The 15,717-nt window shown below is 62.7% G+C and carries 14 protein-coding genes; 7 read left to right on the plus strand and 7 right to left on the minus strand.

Features of this window, described 5'->3' with window-relative positions; translation table 11 throughout:
- The 4 genes from U9R80_RS08960 to gloB all read right to left on the minus strand — a co-directional run bounded on the left by U9R80_RS08960 (position 1) and on the right by gloB (position 6,103).
- Positions 1–1,854: an extracellular solute-binding protein gene (locus U9R80_RS08960; protein ID WP_301842679.1), complete on the minus strand. Its 1,854-nt coding sequence runs from the start codon at positions 1,852–1,854 to the stop codon at positions 1–3.
- The gene (locus U9R80_RS08965) at positions 1,851–3,683 is read right to left on the minus strand and encodes an extracellular solute-binding protein (RefSeq protein WP_301842680.1); all 1,833 of its coding nucleotides are present in this window, start codon (positions 3,681–3,683) and stop codon (positions 1,851–1,853) included. Before U9R80_RS08965 ends, U9R80_RS08960 begins: the two co-directional genes overlap by 4 nt.
- Positions 3,684–3,805: 122 nt before the next feature.
- Positions 3,806–5,224, minus strand: a complete 1,419-nt coding sequence (locus U9R80_RS08970; RefSeq protein ID WP_301842681.1) for a transglycosylase SLT domain-containing protein — start codon at positions 5,222–5,224, stop codon at positions 3,806–3,808.
- A gap of 99 nt (positions 5,225–5,323) precedes the next feature.
- A complete protein-coding gene (gene gloB / locus U9R80_RS08975; protein WP_301842683.1) occupies positions 5,324–6,103 on the minus strand; it encodes a hydroxyacylglutathione hydrolase in 780 nt (259 codons plus the stop codon).
- 79 nt (positions 6,104–6,182) lie between these two features.
- On the opposite strand from gloB, the gene U9R80_RS08980 reads away from it, so the two are divergent.
- The 4 genes from U9R80_RS08980 to U9R80_RS08995 all read left to right on the plus strand — a co-directional run bounded on the left by U9R80_RS08980 (position 6,183) and on the right by U9R80_RS08995 (position 10,592).
- Complete coding sequence (locus U9R80_RS08980; RefSeq protein ID WP_274118407.1) at positions 6,183–6,941, plus strand: methyltransferase domain-containing protein; 759 nt, start codon at positions 6,183–6,185, stop codon at positions 6,939–6,941.
- 48 nt (positions 6,942–6,989) lie between these two features.
- Entirely contained in the window at positions 6,990–7,433 is a 444-nt protein-coding gene (rnhA, locus tag U9R80_RS08985; protein WP_028945291.1) for a ribonuclease HI, read from the plus strand.
- A gap of 127 nt (positions 7,434–7,560) precedes the next feature.
- Positions 7,561–8,259: a DNA polymerase III subunit epsilon gene (gene dnaQ, locus U9R80_RS08990; protein ID WP_324805204.1), complete on the plus strand. Its 699-nt coding sequence runs from the start codon at positions 7,561–7,563 to the stop codon at positions 8,257–8,259.
- A gap of 77 nt (positions 8,260–8,336) precedes the next feature.
- Positions 8,337–10,592, plus strand: coding sequence for an Orn/Lys/Arg decarboxylase N-terminal domain-containing protein (locus U9R80_RS08995; RefSeq protein WP_301842686.1), 2,256 nt, complete (start codon positions 8,337–8,339; stop codon positions 10,590–10,592).
- Positions 10,593–10,598: 6 nt separating this feature from the next.
- Here U9R80_RS08995 and U9R80_RS09000 read toward each other — a convergent pair whose 3' ends face one another.
- Positions 10,599–10,817 carry a hypothetical protein gene (locus U9R80_RS09000; protein ID WP_028945288.1) on the minus strand — a complete coding sequence of 73 codons (219 nt, stop codon included), beginning with the start codon at positions 10,815–10,817 and terminating at the stop codon, positions 10,599–10,601.
- 151 nt (positions 10,818–10,968) lie between these two features.
- On the opposite strand from U9R80_RS09000, the gene U9R80_RS09005 reads away from it, so the two are divergent.
- Positions 10,969–11,523: an NADPH-dependent FMN reductase gene (locus U9R80_RS09005; RefSeq protein ID WP_301842687.1), complete on the plus strand. Its 555-nt coding sequence runs from the start codon at positions 10,969–10,971 to the stop codon at positions 11,521–11,523.
- Positions 11,524–11,595: 72 nt separating this feature from the next.
- Here the strand turns inward: U9R80_RS09005 and phnX are convergent, their stop codons facing one another.
- Together phnX and U9R80_RS09015 are read right to left on the minus strand one after the other, a co-directional pair.
- Positions 11,596–12,423 carry a phosphonoacetaldehyde hydrolase gene (gene phnX, locus U9R80_RS09010; RefSeq protein WP_301842688.1) on the minus strand — a complete coding sequence of 276 codons (828 nt, stop codon included), beginning with the start codon at positions 12,421–12,423 and terminating at the stop codon, positions 11,596–11,598.
- A gap of 51 nt (positions 12,424–12,474) precedes the next feature.
- The gene (locus tag U9R80_RS09015) at positions 12,475–13,581 is read right to left on the minus strand and encodes a 2-aminoethylphosphonate--pyruvate transaminase (protein ID WP_301842690.1); all 1,107 of its coding nucleotides are present in this window, start codon (positions 13,579–13,581) and stop codon (positions 12,475–12,477) included.
- 112 nt (positions 13,582–13,693) lie between these two features.
- Between U9R80_RS09015 and U9R80_RS09020 the strand changes: the two genes are divergently transcribed.
- Together U9R80_RS09020 and U9R80_RS09025 are read left to right on the plus strand one after the other, a co-directional pair.
- Positions 13,694–14,557 carry a LysR substrate-binding domain-containing protein gene (locus tag U9R80_RS09020; RefSeq protein ID WP_301842692.1) on the plus strand — a complete coding sequence of 288 codons (864 nt, stop codon included), beginning with the start codon at positions 13,694–13,696 and terminating at the stop codon, positions 14,555–14,557.
- 74 nt (positions 14,558–14,631) lie between these two features.
- Positions 14,632–15,672, plus strand: a complete 1,041-nt coding sequence (locus U9R80_RS09025) for an AraC family transcriptional regulator (protein ID WP_301842693.1) — start codon at positions 14,632–14,634, stop codon at positions 15,670–15,672.
- Positions 15,673–15,717: the final 45 nt, after the last annotated feature.

Here is a 15,717-nt window from a genome sequence, read left to right on the forward strand (position 1 = left end):
CTAGTGTGCCCCTTCGGCAGGTGGCGCTTCGGGCGCAGGTGCCACGGGCACGGCGGGTTGGACGTCAGGCTTTATCCACCAGGTATTGATGCCGATGTCGTACTTGGGCGATACCTCCGGGTGGCCGATATGGTTCCAGTACGCCACGCGCCACGTCTTGATGTGCCAGTTGGGGATCACGTAGTAGCCCCATTGCAGTACCCGGTCCAGGGCGCGGCAGTACTCGATCAGGCTCTGCCGAGAGTCGGCGTTGATCAGGCCGTCGACCAGGCTGTCGATGGCTGGGTCCTTCAAGCCGATGAAGTTGCGGCTGCCGGGGTTGTCGGCTGCAGCGCTCTGCCAGAACTCGCGCTGCTCGTTGCCAGGCGAGTTGGATTGAGGGTAGCCACCGACAATCATGTCGAAGTCGCGCGAGCGCAGGCGATTGATGTACTGGGAGACGTCGACCCGGCGAATCACCAGGTCGATGCCAAGGTCGGCCAGGTTGCGCTTGAAGGGCAGCAGGACGCGCTCGAACTCGGTCTGGGCCAGCAGGAATTCAATGGATACCGGTTTGCCCTGGGTGTCGACCATCTTGTCGTCGACGATGCGCCAGCCGGCGTCCTGCAGCAGTTTGTAGGCCTTGCGTTGTTGTTCGCGAATCATGCCGCTGCCATCGGTGACCGGATTGGCAAAGGCCTGGGTGAACACCTGCTCGGGAATCTTGCCGCGAAACGGTTCGAGGATTTTCAGCTCTGCCGCATCCGGCAGCCCCCGGGCGGCCATTTCCGAGTTTTCAAAGTAGCTGCCGGTGCGGGTGTAGGCGCCATTGAACAGTTGCTTGTTGGTCCACTCGAAGTCCAGCAGCAGGCTGAGCGCCTCGCGCACACGTACATCCTGGAACACGGGGCGGCGGATGTTGTAGACAAAGCCCTGCATGCCGGTCGGGTTTCCGTTGGGCAGCTCTTCAAGGATCAGGCGCTTTTGCCGCACGGCGGGCACGTCATAGGCGGTGGCCCAGCTCTTGGCCGCGGTTTCCAGGCGATAGTCGAACTGGCCGGCTTTCAATGCCTCCAGTGCCACGCCGCTGTCGCGGTAGTAGTCGGTGGTCATGACGTCGAAGTTATAGAAACCCCGGTTGACCGCCAGGTCCTTGCCCCAGTAGTCCTTGACCCGCTCGTAGCGGATCGAGCGCCCGGCCTTGACGTCGGCCACCTTGTAGGGGCCGCTGCCCAGCGGGATTTCCAGGTTGCCCTTGGTGAACTCGCGGCTTTCCCACCAGTGCTTGGGCAGTACCGGCAACTGGCCGAGGATCAATGGCAACTCGCGATTGTTGTTGTGCTTGAACTTGAACAGTACGCGCTGCGGGTCTTCGGCGATGACTTCGGCAACGTCGGCGTAATAGTTGCGAAACAACGGCGCGCCGCTCTTGATCAGGGTGTTGAAGGTGAACACCACGTCTTCGGCGTGAATCGGGTGGCCATCGTGAAAACGGGCTTCGGGGCGCAGATAGAAGCGCACCCAGCTGTTGTCCGGCGCCTTCTCGATCTTGCCGGCGACCAGGCCGTATTCGGTGAACGGCTCATCCAGGCTCTGGGTCATCAGTGTGTCGTAGATCAGCGAGATGTCATCAGCCGGCACACCCTTGTTGATGAAGGGGTTGAGGCTGTCGAAACCGCCAAAGCCGGCCTGGCGGAAGGTGCCCCCCTTGGGCGCCTCCGGGTTGACGTAGTCGAAGTGCTTGAAGTTGGCCGGGTACTTCGGGGCCTCGTCGTAAAGCGTCAGGGCATGTTGCGGGGCGGCCAGCGCCTGGGCACTGAAGCAGGCCAGCAGCAAGGCGCAGGCCTTCAGGCGAAGGCTTTGCAGTGACATCATTGGGCTTTCTCCGAAGGCTTTATCCACCAGCTATTGAGCCCCAGGGTATAGGGCGGCGTGGTGACGAAGGCGAACCGGTTGCGGTAGGCCAGGCGGTGATTGTCCAGGTACCAGTTGGGGATCATGTAGTAGTGCCAGAGCAATACCCGGTCCAGGGCGCGGGCCGCTGCCACTTGTTCATCGCGGCTTTGGGCGGCCAGCAGGGTGTCGAGCAAGTGGTCGACCACCGGGTCCTTCACGCCAGCATAGTTCTTGCTTCCCTTGGTCGTGGCCTGGCTTGAGTGAAAGTACAGCCATTGTTCAAGCCCGGGGCTGAGCGTCTGGTTCAGGGTCATCAGAATCATGTCGAAGTCGAAGTGGTCCAGGCGCTGTTTGTACTGGGCCCGGTCTACCGTGCGCAAGCGCGCTTCGATGCCGATGCTGGAGAGATTTTCGACATAAGGTTGCAGAATCCGTTCAAGGTTCGGATTCACCAGCAGCAATTCAAGCTTCAAGGGTTTGCCGTGGCTGTCGAGCAGGCGCTGGCCGTTCAGTTTCCAGCCTGCCTGAGCCAGCAGATTCAGCGCCTGGCGCAGGGTCTGGCGGTTGATGCCGCGTCCATCGGTGTGGCTGACCTTGTAGGGCTCGGTGAACAGGGCGGCGGGCAACTGCTCGCGATAGGGGGCAAGCAGGAGCCACTCTTTACCCACCGGCAGGCCGCTGGCAGCAAACTCGCTGTTGGGGTAATAGCTGCTGGCGCGACGGTAGGCGCTGCTGAACAGGGCGCGGTTGGTCCACTCGAAATCCAGCATCAGGCTCAAGGCCTGGCGTACCCGCGCATCGCTGAAGGCCGCGCGGCGGCTGTTCATGAACAAACCCTGGGTCTGGGTCGGGATCTTGTGCGGGATCTGCGCCTTGATCACCTCGCCGCGCCGCACGGCCGGGAAGTTGTAGCCGTTGGCCCAGTTCTTGGCCTGGTGCTCGATGTAGATATCGAACTCGCCAGCCTTGAAGGCTTCAAAAGCCACGGCGGCGTCGCGATAGAACTCGTACTCGACCCGGGCAACGTTGTACTTGCCGCGGTTCACGGCCAGGTCCTTGCCCCAGTAGTCCTTGACCCGCTCAAACACCAGTCGGCGGCCGGGCTGGACCTGGGTGATGTGGTAGGGGCCGCTGCCCAGGGGCGGCTCGAAGGTGGTGGCCTTGAAGTCACGACCCTTCCAGTAATGTGCCGGCAGCACCGGCATTTCACCCAGGCGCAGGATCAGCAATGGATTGCCGGCGCGCTTGAAGACAAAACGGATGCGGCGCGAATTCAGGATGTCGACCCGCTGCACTTCCTGCAGATTGGTGCGGTAGATCGGGTGACCTTCCTTGAGCAGGGTGCGGTACGAGAACGCCACATCGTTGGCGGTGATCGGATGGCCGTCATGAAAGCGGGCTTCAGGGCGCAGGTTGAACACCACCCAGCTGCGGTCGTCACTGTACTCGACGGAGCCTGCGATCAGGCCGTAGCTGGAGGTGGGTTCATCGCCTGAGGGGTCGTACTGGCCGGTACCGACCATAAGGGTTTCGTTGAGCTCGTTTACCCCGTACTGCAAGAAGTTAGGGGTGGTGACCGGGCTTGAACCCTTGAAGGTGTAGGGGTTGAGGGTATCGAAGGTGCCGAAAGCCATGGCACGCAAGGTGCCGCCCTTGGGCGCTTGCGGATTGACCCAGTCGAAGTGGGTGAATTTGGCTGGATACTTGAGCGTGCCGAATTGGGCGTAACCGTGGCTTTCGGTGATTGTCGCGCCCGCGGGAAAGCTCAAGGCCAGGCTGAATGACAGCAACAGGAGGGGACGTATCAAGTCGGCGATCCGATCCAGGCGGCTTGGGCTTTATTCCGGCTACAGTAACAGCTTGTATCGGCTGGAAAAAGAGGCCGTCAGGATGCGTGATGCCGCGCCAGCTATCGGCTGGCGCCGGGTGCTCAATGCGGTACGTAGACCGTCAGGGTCTGGCCCGGCTTGAGGGCGTGGCCGCTGCGTGGATTCCAGCGCTTGAGGTGCTGCATCTCAACGTTGAAACGCTTGGCGACCAGGTACAGGGAGTCGCCCTTGCGGACCTTGTACTGAGTCGGCTTTTTCGCGTTCTTGCCCTGAACTGGCTGGGCGCCTTGCATCACCAGGGTCTGGCCAGCCTTGAGGCTGTGACCGGAAAGTTTGTTCCAGCGTTGCAGGTCCTTGACGCTGACCTTGTTGGCCTTGGCGATTGCGCCCAGGCTGTCGCCACGCTTGACCCGGTAGCGGCTGTTGCGGGTTGCCTGGGGTACCGAGGCCTCGGCCAGGGCGGCCTCGAACACGGCCTTTTTCGGCTGCAGCGACAGCAGCTCTTCAGGCTTCATGTTCGACAGGCTGGCGGTCAGCAGCTGCGCCTTGGCGGTAGGTACCAGCAGTTGCTGGGGGCCGTCGACGGTCATGCGCTTCTTGAACGCCGGGTTGAGCTGGAACAGCTCGTCTTCGTCGATCTCGGCCAGGGCAGCGACCCGCGACAGGTCCAGGCGGTCCTTGATCGCGACGGCCTCGAAGTAGGGCTCGTTGGCAATGGGGTTGAGGTTGACGCCATAGGCTTGTGGCGTCATGACCACCTGCGAAAGGGCCAGCAGCTTTGGCACGTAGTCGCGGGTTTCCTGGGGCAGCGGCAGGTTCCAGTAGTCGGTTGGCAGGCCGAGCCTTTCATTGCGCTCGATGGCCCGGCTGACCGTGCCTTCGCCGGCGTTATACGCCGCGAGGGCCAGCAGCCAGTCGCCGTTGAACATGTCGTGCAGGCGGGTCAGGTAGTTCAGTGCTGCGTTGGTCGAGGCGGTAATGTCGCGTCGGCCATCATAGAAGCGAGTCTGGCGCAGGTTGAAGTAGCGGCCGGTGGACGGGATGAACTGCCACAACCCCACTGCATGGGCCCGCGAATAGGCCATCGGGTTGTAGGCGCTTTCGATGGCTGGCAGCAGGGCCAGCTCCAGCGGCATGTTGCGCTCTTCGAGACGCTCGACGATGTAATGGATGTACAGGCTGCCGCGGTCGCCGGCGTTCTCCAGGAAGGAGGGGTTGCTGGCGAACCACAGGCGTTGCTGTTCGATGCGTGGGTTGACGGCCATGTCGTCTTGCAGGGCGAAGCCCTGGCGCATGCGTTCCCAGACATCCTGGGGCGCTTGCTCGGCTTGCTGGACCGGAATGAACACCGGTTTTTGCTTCATCCGCGCCTGGTAGTTGTGCGCGCGAACGCTCTCGGATTCGTCGATCTGACGGGTGCTCTGGCAGCCCACGAGGGTGGCGGCCAGGGCCAGCGCACTGGCTTGGGCCAGGCGCGTCAGGGCGACGGAATTGAAGGTTCTGCGGCTAGTCGACGACATTGGCGGGGACAAAGTTCCGGGCAAAAATGTCGGGCGATTCTAGAAAGCAGCCCCCCTGTGGTCAACCTTTCAGAACTTCGGGGTCCTAGCAGGGGCTGTTTAGAACCTGTCCTTCCAAGCCCTCAACCCAGCAAAAACAGCACTCGGCGTGGGGTTTATCGGGCCGTTCCGTTCGTCTAATTTTTCTTTAACGGATGTTTCGGCAGTACGCAGGAAGGGATTGGTGAGTTTTTCCAGGGCCAGGGTTGATGGCAACGTGATGCGATCGTGGGCGCGTAATTGGGTAACGTCGTCGAAGCGTTGGGCAATGTGCTGGTTTTCAGGCTCCACGGCCTTGGCAAAACGCAGGTTGCTGAGGGTGTATTCGTGGGTGCAGTACACCAGGGTCTGGGCGGGCAACGCTGCCAGGCGCTCCAGGGAATGGTGCATCTGCTCGGGCGTACCCTCGAACAGACGGCCGCAACCGGCGGCAAACAGGGTGTCGCCGCAGAACAGCAGGGGCGTGGCTGTTTGCCCGCAGTAATAGGCAATGTGCCCGAGGGTGTGCCCGGGGACTGCAATGATCTGGAAATCCAGGCCCAGAGCGCGCACGCTGGCGTTGTCGTCCAGGGCCACGTCGCGGCCTGGAATGCGCTCGTGGGCCGGGCCGCACACCCTGGCCCCCGTGGCTGCCTTGAGCTGCTCGACACCACCCACGTGGTCATGGTGGTGATGGGTGACAAGAATGTCGCTCAGTTGCCACCCCGGATGGCCTTTGAGCCAGGCCAGCACCGGCGCCGCTTCGCCCGGGTCGACCACCGCACAGCGCTGGTTGGCAGAATCCTGTAACAACCAGATGTAGTTATCGGTGAAAGCGGGCAGGGCATCGATCTGTATCATGGTGCGATTCGCCAAACGTTGGACATGGGTGCATCTTAGTAGCTATGCACGCTGTCGAGAACCTTCAAGGGAGACTGCAATGACCGATCAAGCCTTTGCCCAGGCCGATCCGCAGTGGCTGGAGCTGATCAGCCTGGCCCGCGACTGGTTCGCCGGCCCCCTGGGGCAGTTGATGCTTCACGAAGAACAACGCTTGCTCGAAGAAGAACTGGGGCGCTACTTCGGGGGTTACCTGGTGCACTACGGCCCTTGCGCCGAAGCACCACCCAAGGCCCCGCAGGTGCAACGCAACGTGCGCCTGGGCGCACCGTTGCCGGGCGTCGAGATTGTCTGCGAAGAACAGGCCTGGCCGTTGAGTGAGCATGCGGCCGATGTGGTGGTGCTCCAGCACGGCCTGGACTTCAGCCTGTCGCCTCACGGGCTGTTGCGCGAAGCGGCCAGCAGCGTCCGACCGGGCGGGCATCTGCTGATCATCGGGATCAACCCCTGGAGCAGTTGGGGCGTGCGTCGCGTGTTCGCCCACGACGCCTTGCGCAAGGCCCGCTGCATTTCCCCTTCGCGGGTCGGCGACTGGCTTAACCTGTTGGGCTTTGCGCTGGAGAAACGCCGCTTCGGGTGCTATCGTCCGCCGCTCGCGTCCCCCGCCTGGCAACAGCGCCTGGCCGGCTGGGAGCGGGTTGCCGGTGGCTGGCAGGGCGCCGGCGGCGGCGTCTACCTGCTGGTGGCGCGCAAGATGGTGGTCGGCTTGCGGCCACTGCGCCTGGAGCGCCGTGAGCCCATGGGCAAACTGCTGCCATTGCCGATGGCCAAGGTCAACCGGCGCCATTCCGAACCTTGAACCCGCGCCCCTTGGGCGCGGGTGTCCCCACTGTTAAAAAGGCTGTACATGAGCGATAGCGTCGAAATCTTTACCGATGGTGCCTGCAAGGGCAATCCTGGCCCTGGCGGCTGGGGTGTGCTGATGGTGTGCAAGGGCGTCGAGAAAGAGTTGTGGGGCGGCGAGCCCAACACCACCAACAATCGCATGGAGCTGATGGCCGCGATCAAGGGGCTCGAAGCGCTCAAGCGCGAGTGCGAGGTGTTGCTGGTCACCGACTCGCAGTATGTGATGAAGGGCATCACCGAGTGGATGGTCAACTGGAAGAAGCGCGGTTGGAAGACGGCTGCCAAGGAGCCTGTCAAGAACGCCGATCTCTGGCAACTGCTCGATGAACAGGTCAATCGCCACAAGGTGAGCTGGAAGTGGGTGCGTGGGCATGTGGGCCATCACGGCAACGAGCGTGCCGACCAGTTGGCCAACCGCGGCGTCGAAGAGCTGCGCGGCCGCTGAAACGCACACCTGCATCACGCTGAGGTAGAATGCCCGGCTTTCACCAGACCGCTGTACGCAACAGGAGACCACCGGCGTGGAGATTCAGAACAACAGGTCGGTCGTCTTGGACACCGAAACCACCGGTATGCCGGTCACCGACGGCCACCGGATCATCGAGATCGGCTGTGTCGAGCTGATCGGCAGGCGCCTCACCGGGCGGCACTTTCACGTCTACCTGCAGCCGGATCGCGAAAGTGACGAGGGCGCCATTGGCGTTCACGGCATCACCGACGCCTTCCTGATCGACAAGCCCCGCTTCGCCGAAGTCGCCGATGAGTTCTTCGACTTCATTCAGGGCGCCCAACTGATCATCCACAACGCGGCGTTCGACGTTGGCTTCATCAACAACGAATTCGCCCTGGTCGGTCAAACTGATCGCGCTGATATCTCCCAGCACTGCACCATCCTCGACACCCTGGTCATGGCCCGTGGTCGTCATCCGGGGCAGCGCAACAGCCTCGATGCCTTGTGCAAACGCTATGGCGTCGACAACTCCGGTCGTGATCTGCACGGCGCCTTGCTCGACTCGGAACTGCTGGCCGACGTTTACCTGAACATGACCGGTGGCCAGACCAGCTTGTCTCTGGCCGGGCAGGGGGCTGATGGCGAGGAAAACGGTGGAGACAACCGCGGCAGCGAAATCCGCCGCCTTGTGGGTCGCCAGCCGGGGCGGATCATCCACGCTACCGAGCAGGAACTGGAAGCCCACGTAGCACGCCTGGAAGCGGTGGCCAAATCGACCGGTGGCCCGGCACTGTGGCAGCAACTGTCCGAGGCCAACTGAGGCAAACGCCGCGCACGGGGGGCAGCCAGCTTCTACCCTGAAATGACCGACCCGTCATTCGGAGCAGGCGCCCCCTCATGTACAAGGACCTCAAGTTTCCTGTCCTGATCGTTCACCGCGATATCAAGGCCGATACGGTAGCCGGCGAGCGTGTACGCGGTATCGCCCAGGAACTGGCCCAGGACGGCTTCACCATTCTTGCCGCCACCGACTACGCCGAAGGCCGGCAGGTAGTCTCCAGCCATCACGGCCTGGCCTGCATGCTGATCGCCGCCGAAGGCGCCGAAGAAAACCCCCACCTCTTGCATAACCTGGTCGACCTGATTCGCCTGGCGCGGCGGCGTGCGCCGCATTTGCCGATCTTCGCGCTGGGCGAGCAAGTGACACTGGAAAACGCCCCTGCCGAGGTCATGAGCGAGCTGAACCAGCTGCGCGGCATCCTTTACCTGTTCGAGGACACGGTGCCCTTCCTGGCCCGCCAGGTGGCGCGTGCAGCGCATACCTACCTGGATGGGCTGCTGCCGCCCTTCTTCAAGGCACTGGTGCAGCACACCGCGCAATCCAACTACTCCTGGCATACGCCGGGACATGGCGGCGGCGTGGCCTATCGCAAAAGCCCGGTGGGCCTGGCGTTCCATCAGTTCTTTGGTGAGAACACCTTGCGCTCGGACCTGTCGGTGTCGGTGCCCGAACTGGGCTCGCTGCTGGACCACACCGGCCCGCTGGCGGCAGCCGAAGCCCGGGCGGCAAGGAATTTTGCTGCCGATCACACCTTCTTCGTGATCAACGGTACCTCAACCGCCAACAAGATCGTCTGGCACTCCATGGTCGGGCGCGATGATCTGGTGCTGGTGGACCGCAACTGCCACAAGTCGGTGGTCCACGCGATCATCATGACCGGCTCCATCCCCTTGTACCTGTGCCCGGAGCGCAACGAGCTGGGCATCATCGGGCCGATCCCCCTGAGCGAGTTCAGCCCCGAATCCATTCGCGCCAAGATCGCTGGCAACCCCTTGGCCAAGGGGCGCATCGCCAAGGTCAAGCTGGCGGTGGTGACCAACTCGACCTACGACGGCCTGTGCTACAACGCCGAGCTGATCAAGCAGACGCTCGGCAATAGCGTCGAGGTGCTGCATTTCGATGAGGCCTGGTATGCCTATGCGGCTTTTCACGAGTTCTTCGCCGGTCGATTTGCCATGGGCACCTCACGCAGCGCCGACAGCCCCCTGGTGTTCAGCACCCACTCCACCCACAAGCTGCTGGCGGCCTTCAGCCAGGCCTCGATGATTCATGTGCAGGACGGCGGTGCCCGGCAACTGGACCGCGACCGTTTCAACGAAGCCTTCATGATGCATATCTCCACGTCACCGCAGTACAGCATCCTGGCCTCGCTGGATGTGGCGTCGGCGATGATGGAGGGACCGGCTGGCCGTTCGCTGCTGCAGGAAATGTTCGATGAGGCGCTGGGTTTTCGTCGAGCCATGGCCAAGTTGCGCGAGCACCTTGCAGGCGATGACTGGTGGTTCAGTATCTGGCAGCCACCTCAGGTCGAAGGCGCACACCAGGTGCGCACCCAGGACTGGCTGCTGCAGCCGCAGGCCGAGTGGCATGGTTTTGGGGATGTCGGTGATGACTACGTGCTGCTCGATCCGATCAAGGTCACCCTGGTGATGCCCGGCCTCAACGCTGGCGGTGCCTTGAGTGAGCACGGCATTCCGGCCGCGGTGGTCAGCAAGTTTCTCTGGGAGCGGGGGCTGGTGGTGGAGAAGACCGGGCTCTACACCTTCCTGGTGTTGTTCTCGATGGGCATCACCAAGGGCAAGTGGAGCACCTTGCTGACCGAGCTTCTGGAGTTCAAGCGCAGCTATGACGCCAACACCGACCTGCTCGACTGCCTGCCCTGTGTCGCGCAATTGGACCCGGTGCGTTACCAGGGCCTGGGGCTACGTGACCTGTGTGATCAACTGCACGCCTGCTACCGCAGTAACGCCACCGCCAAGCAGTTGAAGCGCTTGTTCACCCGTTTGCCGGAGGTGGTGATGAAGCCTGCCGATGCCTACGACAAGCTGGTGCGCGGGGAGGTGGAAGCGGTACCCATCGACCAATTGCTGGGGCGCATTTGTGCGGTGATGCTGGTGCCGTATCCCCCCGGCATTCCACTGATCATGCCCGGCGAGCGCTTCACCGAGGCAACGCACGCGATCATTGATTACCTGGCCTTTGCGGCAGCCTTTGACACCGGTTTTCCGGGTTTTGTCGCCGACGTGCATGGTCTGCAGCACGAGACCCGCGAGCAGGGGCGGGTCTATACCGTCGATTGCATAAAGGCCTGAAGCCGTTCAGGGAATGCGGATGATTTCCACGCCCGTGCGGGCCAATTCAAAGCGATCTTCGCCCAGGTGGTTGACCCGGTCGCCGATGGCCAGCTTATAGGTGGTGATAGGCAGGGATGCGGCACTACCGTCGGCTTCGAGGGTGGCTTCCTGAAACTCATGGACGGGATAGATGCGGCCTTCTGCGTCCCGTGCATGAAACTGTCCGACCAGTACTGCTGTCATTTACCGTGCAACCTCTGAAGAAGTGAAAATCTGTCAGACATAGACCACTGTTTTACCGGGTAAGTTTTGCCCGCTGGGAAAAAAACTTCAGCGCTGGATTGGATCATCTATACCTAAAACTTCCTACCACTTTTCACGTCGGGAAATTGCCATGAGCCAGGTGTATTCGGTAGCCGTCGTCGTCGGCAGCTTGCGCAAGGAGTCCTTCAATCGCAGGGTCGCCCTTGCGCTGGCAGCGCTTGCGCCCTCCAACCTCACGTTGAAGATTGTCGAGATCGGCGACCTGCCGCTCTACAACGAAGATATCGACGTCGATCCACCGGCCGCCTACAAGGCCTTCCGCGAGCAGATTCGCCACAGTGACGCGGTGCTGTTCGTTACACCGGAGTACAACCGCTCGGTGCCGGGCGTACTGAAAAACGCCATTGACGTGGGGTCGCGGCCCTATGGCCAAAGTGCCTGGAGCGGTAAACCCGGGGCGGTGATCAGCGTGTCGCCGGGGGCGGTGGGCGGTTTTGGCGCCAACCATCACCTGCGCCAGTCGCTGGTTTTCCTTGATGTGCCCTGCATGCAGCAGCCCGAGGCCTATATAGGCGGGGCGGCGACGCTGTTCGATGACAGCGGCAAGCTGTCGGAGAAAGTCCGGCCGTTCCTGCAGACCTTTATCGACAAGTACGCCACCTGGGTCGAACGTCACCAGGGGTGAGCCGTTCAATACCTTGCTGAAGAAACGCCAGAAGCCGAGACATTGACCTCGGCTTCTGGCGTTTGGGGCGTTTTACACCGCCTGGGGCATTTCACCTTTGGCCAGACGGCGGTTGATATCGGCAATCACCTCCGGCAGTTCATTGATGGTGTCGATCAAGTAGTGCGGGCGTGAACCTTCAAACAGGGCATGGATGCGCTTGCGCTCGCTGTCGAGTTTGTCCGAGGCCAGGGCGCGATAGCCTTCGTAGGTCAGGCCCAGGGCGTTGCCCGAGCACACCAGCGCCACGGTCCACATGCCCGCGCGGCGGCCTTCAAGAATGCCCGGTACGGTGTCGTCGACCTTCACGCAGGCCGCGACATCGTCGATGCCCAGGGCGATCACGTTGGCCAGGGCCTGAGCCGGCCATGGGCGGCCGTTGGGCGTTTCGTCGGTGGCGACCACATGGTCGGCAACGTAGCCGTTCTGCGCTGCCAGCTCCACCACCTTGTCCATCACCACTTTCGGGTAGCCGGAGCACGAACCGATCTTCAGGCCGTCCTTGCGCAAGCCGGTCAGGGTGTCCAGGGCGCCCGGGATCAGCGCCGAGTGGACGGCGATCTTTTCGATCTGCAGGGGCATGAAGCGGTTGTAGATGGCCGTGACGTCATCGTCGGTCGGGGTGCGACCGAAGACCTTGCGATAGCGTTCGGCGATCTGCGGCTGGTCGCACAGGGTACGGATGTGGTCCCACTTGCCCATGCCCATCGGGCCACGGGCTTCTTCGATGGAGACTTCGACGTCGAATTCGCCGAAGGCCTCGACGAAAATCTGGGTCGGGGCAAAGGAGCCAAAGTCGACCACGGTGCCGGCCCAGTCGAGGATGGCGGCTTGCAGTTGAGTCGGGTTGTTGTAGTTCATGTAAAGGGTTCCTTGAGCGGGTCGGTTCGCAGGTCAGGTAAGGGGCAGACTTCAGATTTCCAGCACTTCCATTTCACGCAGCACCTCGGCCACGGCATTGACCGCCGCCTGCATGCCGTCCGGGCCGACGCAGCCGATGCAACCGACGCGGAAGGTTTCGACCTGGGTCAGCTTGCCCGGGTAAAGGATGAAACCCTTGGCCTTGACGCGTTCGTAGAAGTCCTTGAACTGGTAGCGCGGGTCTGTCGGGGCGTGGAAGGTGACGATGATCGGTGCCTGGATCTCGGCTGGCAGGAAGCTGCGCAGGCCAATGGCCGCCATGCCGTCGAGCAGGGCCTTGCAGTTGCTCGCGTAGCGCTGGTGACGGGCCGGCAGGCCGCCTTCTTCGTTGTATTGCAGCAGGGCTTCGTGCAGCGCCGCCACCACGTGGGTTGGCGGGGTGAAGCGCCACTGGCCGGTCTTGGCCATGTAGGCGTGCTGGTCCTGCAGGTCCATGGCCAGCGAGGGCGAGTTGCCCTCGGCTGCGGCCAGCGAGTCTTTGTTGGCAAACACGAAGCCCATGCCGGGCACACCTTCAAGGCATTTGCCGGAGGCGGCGATCAGGGCGTCGAACGGTACTTCGCGGGCATCGATCGGCAGCGCGCCGAAAGAGCTCATGGCGTCGATGATCAGGCGCTTGCCGTGACGGGCGATGACCTGGGCAATCTCTGGCAGTGGGTTGAGGATGCCGGTGCTGGTCTCGCAGTGAATCAGTGCCACATGGGTGATGCTGCTGTCTGCGGCCAGCAGGCGGTCGACATCGGCGGGGGTGGTGGGTTCGTCTTCAGCGGTTTCAAAGGTGCTGTAGGCGCGGCCCAGTACCTTGCAGATTTTTGCCAGGCGCTGGCCATAGGCACCATTGATCAGTACCAGGACCTTGCCATCGCGGGGCACCAGGGTGCCGATGGCCGCTTCCACGGCGAAGGTGCCGCTGCCTTGCAAGGGCACACAGTGGTGGCTGTCGGCGCCGCCGACGATGGCCAGCAGTTGCTCGCACAGGCTGGCGGTCAGTTGGTTGAAATCACGGTCCCAGGAACCCCAGTCCACCATCATTGCTTGGCGGGTGCGGGCTGAGGTGGTCAGTGGGCCGGGGGTCAGCAGGATTGGGGCGTTACTCATTCCGGTGGTCCTCACAAGCGGTGGGCTGAATCTACGGGGCCTAAGTTGCAATTCTGCGCGCCATCAATCAAATTGTTTGTTGTTATGCCAGCCATAAGTCAGGCCGATAGATATGAACCTGTTCCAGCTCCGCGCTTTCGATGCCGTCGCCCGTGAGGGCAGCTTTACCCGTGCGGCCAGCCGCTTGTTCATCAGTCAGCCGGCCGTTACCGGGCACATCAAGGCGCTGGAGGAGCACTACCAGATCACCCTGTTGCGGCGTACCGCGCGTCGGGTCGAGCTGACCGAGGAGGGGATTCGCCTGGCAGCGATCACCCGCGCCATGTTCGGCCTGGCGGAAGAGGCACAAGCGATGCTCGAGGCCAACCGCCAGTTGCTCACCGGACGCCTGGAGGTGGCCGCCGACGGCCCGCACCGGGTCATGCCGATGCTGGCCAAGCTGCGCGCGCGCTACCCGGGGGTCACCGTCAACCTGCGCCTGGGCAACGCCCAGGAAACCCTGGCCGCACTGATGTCCGAACATGCCGACGTGGCGGTAATGACCGAGGTGGAGCCACGCAAGGGCTTGCATTTGCAGAGCCTTGGCGACTCCCGGATCTGCGCCTTGCTACCGGTCGGCCATCCGTGGGCGAAGGAGCCTTGGGAGCTGCAGATCAGTGCGCTGAACCAGCAGATCATGGTGCTGCGCGAGCCCACCTCGATCACCCGGCGCACCTTCGACCAGGCCTGCAGCGAGGCCCAGGTGCAGCCGCGGGTATTGCTCGAACTGGACAGCCGGGAGGCGGTGACCGAGGCGGTGGCGGCAGAACTGGGTATCGGTATTGTCTCTTCGATTGAAGTCAGTCACGACCCGCGGGTGGTTGCCCGCCCCATGGCCGGGCCCGGCCTGGTCAATCAGCATATGCTCGGTTGCCTGGAGCGGCGCCGCGAACTGCGCCTGATCCAGGCGTTCCTGAGCCTGGCCGCGACGGTGTGAGGCAGGGCTGGCATTTTCCGGGCGGGCCCCTAAGATGGCCCTCACATAAAGACAGGCAGGGTGAACGACGGCTGATGGCGGAGAAAGACACCATCTCGATGCAACTGGTGCGTGAAGCGTTGTTGCAGACCTGCGCCCCCGGCGCCCCCAGCCAGGCCATGCTCAGCCGCGTCGGCATTGATCCGGCGCAGCTGCACGAGGCCAGCGCCCGCGTGCCGGCCAGCGCCTATGCCGAGCTTTGGCGCCTGCTGGCGCGGCGTTGCCACGATGAGTTCTTTTGCATGGACCCGCGCGGCCTGCGCACGGGCAGCCTGGCCTTTCTCTGCCGTTCCTCGATGACCCAGCCCACCCTGGGCACGGCCATTGAAACCGCCCTGGCGTTTCTGGGGCTGATGCTCGAACACCTGCAGCCGGTGCTGGTGCGTCAGCAGAGCCTGGCCGAAATCGTCATTGGCGAGCCCCAGGAAGCGCCGCGTCGCCCGTTTACCTATTTCACCTTCTGGATGATCGTCCACGGCGTGGCCTGCTGGCTGGCCGGTCGCCGCATTCCGATCCTGGCCATTGAGCTGCGCTGCGATGAGCCGCCGTTCTGCGACGATTACCGGGTGATGTTCTCGGAAAACCTGCAATTTGGCCGCCCACGCACGCGCATGATCTTTGCCGCCGACTGCCTGGACCTGCCGCTCAAGCGCACCCCTGAGGAGTTGCAGCGGTTTCTTGCCGAGGCACCGGGCAACATCCTGGTCAAGTACCGCGACCCTTCCAGCCTGGCGCGGCGGATCAAGGCAGCGCTGCGCCAAGTGCCGGCAGGCGAGTGGCCCGAGACCGAAGGCCAGGCCCAGCAGCTGTGCATCTCGGCCTCGACCCTGCGCCGGCGCCTGGCCGAAGAGGGGCAGACCTACCAAGGGCTCAAGGACAGTGTGCGCAAGGAGTTGGCCATCGCCTGGCTGGCCGAGGACCAGGTGAGCTTTGCCGAGATCGCTGATCGGCTGGGGTTTGCCGACAGCAGTTCGTTCTACAAGGCCTTTCGCAAATGGTACGGCTGCAATCCGGGCCATTACCGCACCTTGATCGGACAAGGCCAGTCCGAGCGCCAAACCAGTCATCCAGATTGACAGCTTTGGCCATTGTCCTGCCCCGGCGCTAGCGCGACTATCTCC

Source organism: Pseudomonas sp. JQ170C (assembly GCF_035581345.1).
Taxonomy (GTDB): Bacteria; Pseudomonadota; Gammaproteobacteria; order Pseudomonadales; family Pseudomonadaceae; genus Aquipseudomonas.

Bases quoted from the DNA above. Each gene is read 5' to 3' on its own strand.
- U9R80_RS08960 (WP_301842679.1), bottom strand. From the start codon at position 1,854: ATGATGTCACTGCAAAGCCTTCGCCTGAAGGCCTGCGCCTTGCTGCTG.
- U9R80_RS08970 (WP_301842681.1), bottom strand. From the start codon at position 5,224: ATGTCGTCGACTAGCCGCAGAACCTTCAATTCCGTCGCCCTGACGCGC.
- gloB (WP_301842683.1), bottom strand. From the start codon at position 6,103: ATGATACAGATCGATGCCCTGCCCGCTTTCACCGATAACTACATCTGG.
- U9R80_RS08980 (WP_274118407.1), top strand. From the start codon at position 6,183: ATGACCGATCAAGCCTTTGCCCAGGCCGATCCGCAGTGGCTGGAGCTG.
- rnhA (WP_028945291.1), top strand. From the start codon at position 6,990: ATGAGCGATAGCGTCGAAATCTTTACCGATGGTGCCTGCAAGGGCAAT.
- dnaQ (WP_324805204.1), top strand. From the start codon at position 7,561: ATGCCGGTCACCGACGGCCACCGGATCATCGAGATCGGCTGTGTCGAG.
- U9R80_RS08995 (WP_301842686.1), top strand. From the start codon at position 8,337: ATGTACAAGGACCTCAAGTTTCCTGTCCTGATCGTTCACCGCGATATC.
- U9R80_RS09000 (WP_028945288.1), bottom strand. From the start codon at position 10,817: ATGACAGCAGTACTGGTCGGACAGTTTCATGCACGGGACGCAGAAGGC.
- U9R80_RS09005 (WP_301842687.1), top strand. From the start codon at position 10,969: ATGAGCCAGGTGTATTCGGTAGCCGTCGTCGTCGGCAGCTTGCGCAAG.
- phnX (WP_301842688.1), bottom strand. From the start codon at position 12,423: ATGAACTACAACAACCCGACTCAACTGCAAGCCGCCATCCTCGACTGG.
- U9R80_RS09015 (WP_301842690.1), bottom strand. From the start codon at position 13,581: ATGAGTAACGCCCCAATCCTGCTGACCCCCGGCCCACTGACCACCTCA.
- U9R80_RS09020 (WP_301842692.1), top strand. From the start codon at position 13,694: ATGAACCTGTTCCAGCTCCGCGCTTTCGATGCCGTCGCCCGTGAGGGC.
- U9R80_RS09025 (WP_301842693.1), top strand. From the start codon at position 14,632: ATGGCGGAGAAAGACACCATCTCGATGCAACTGGTGCGTGAAGCGTTG.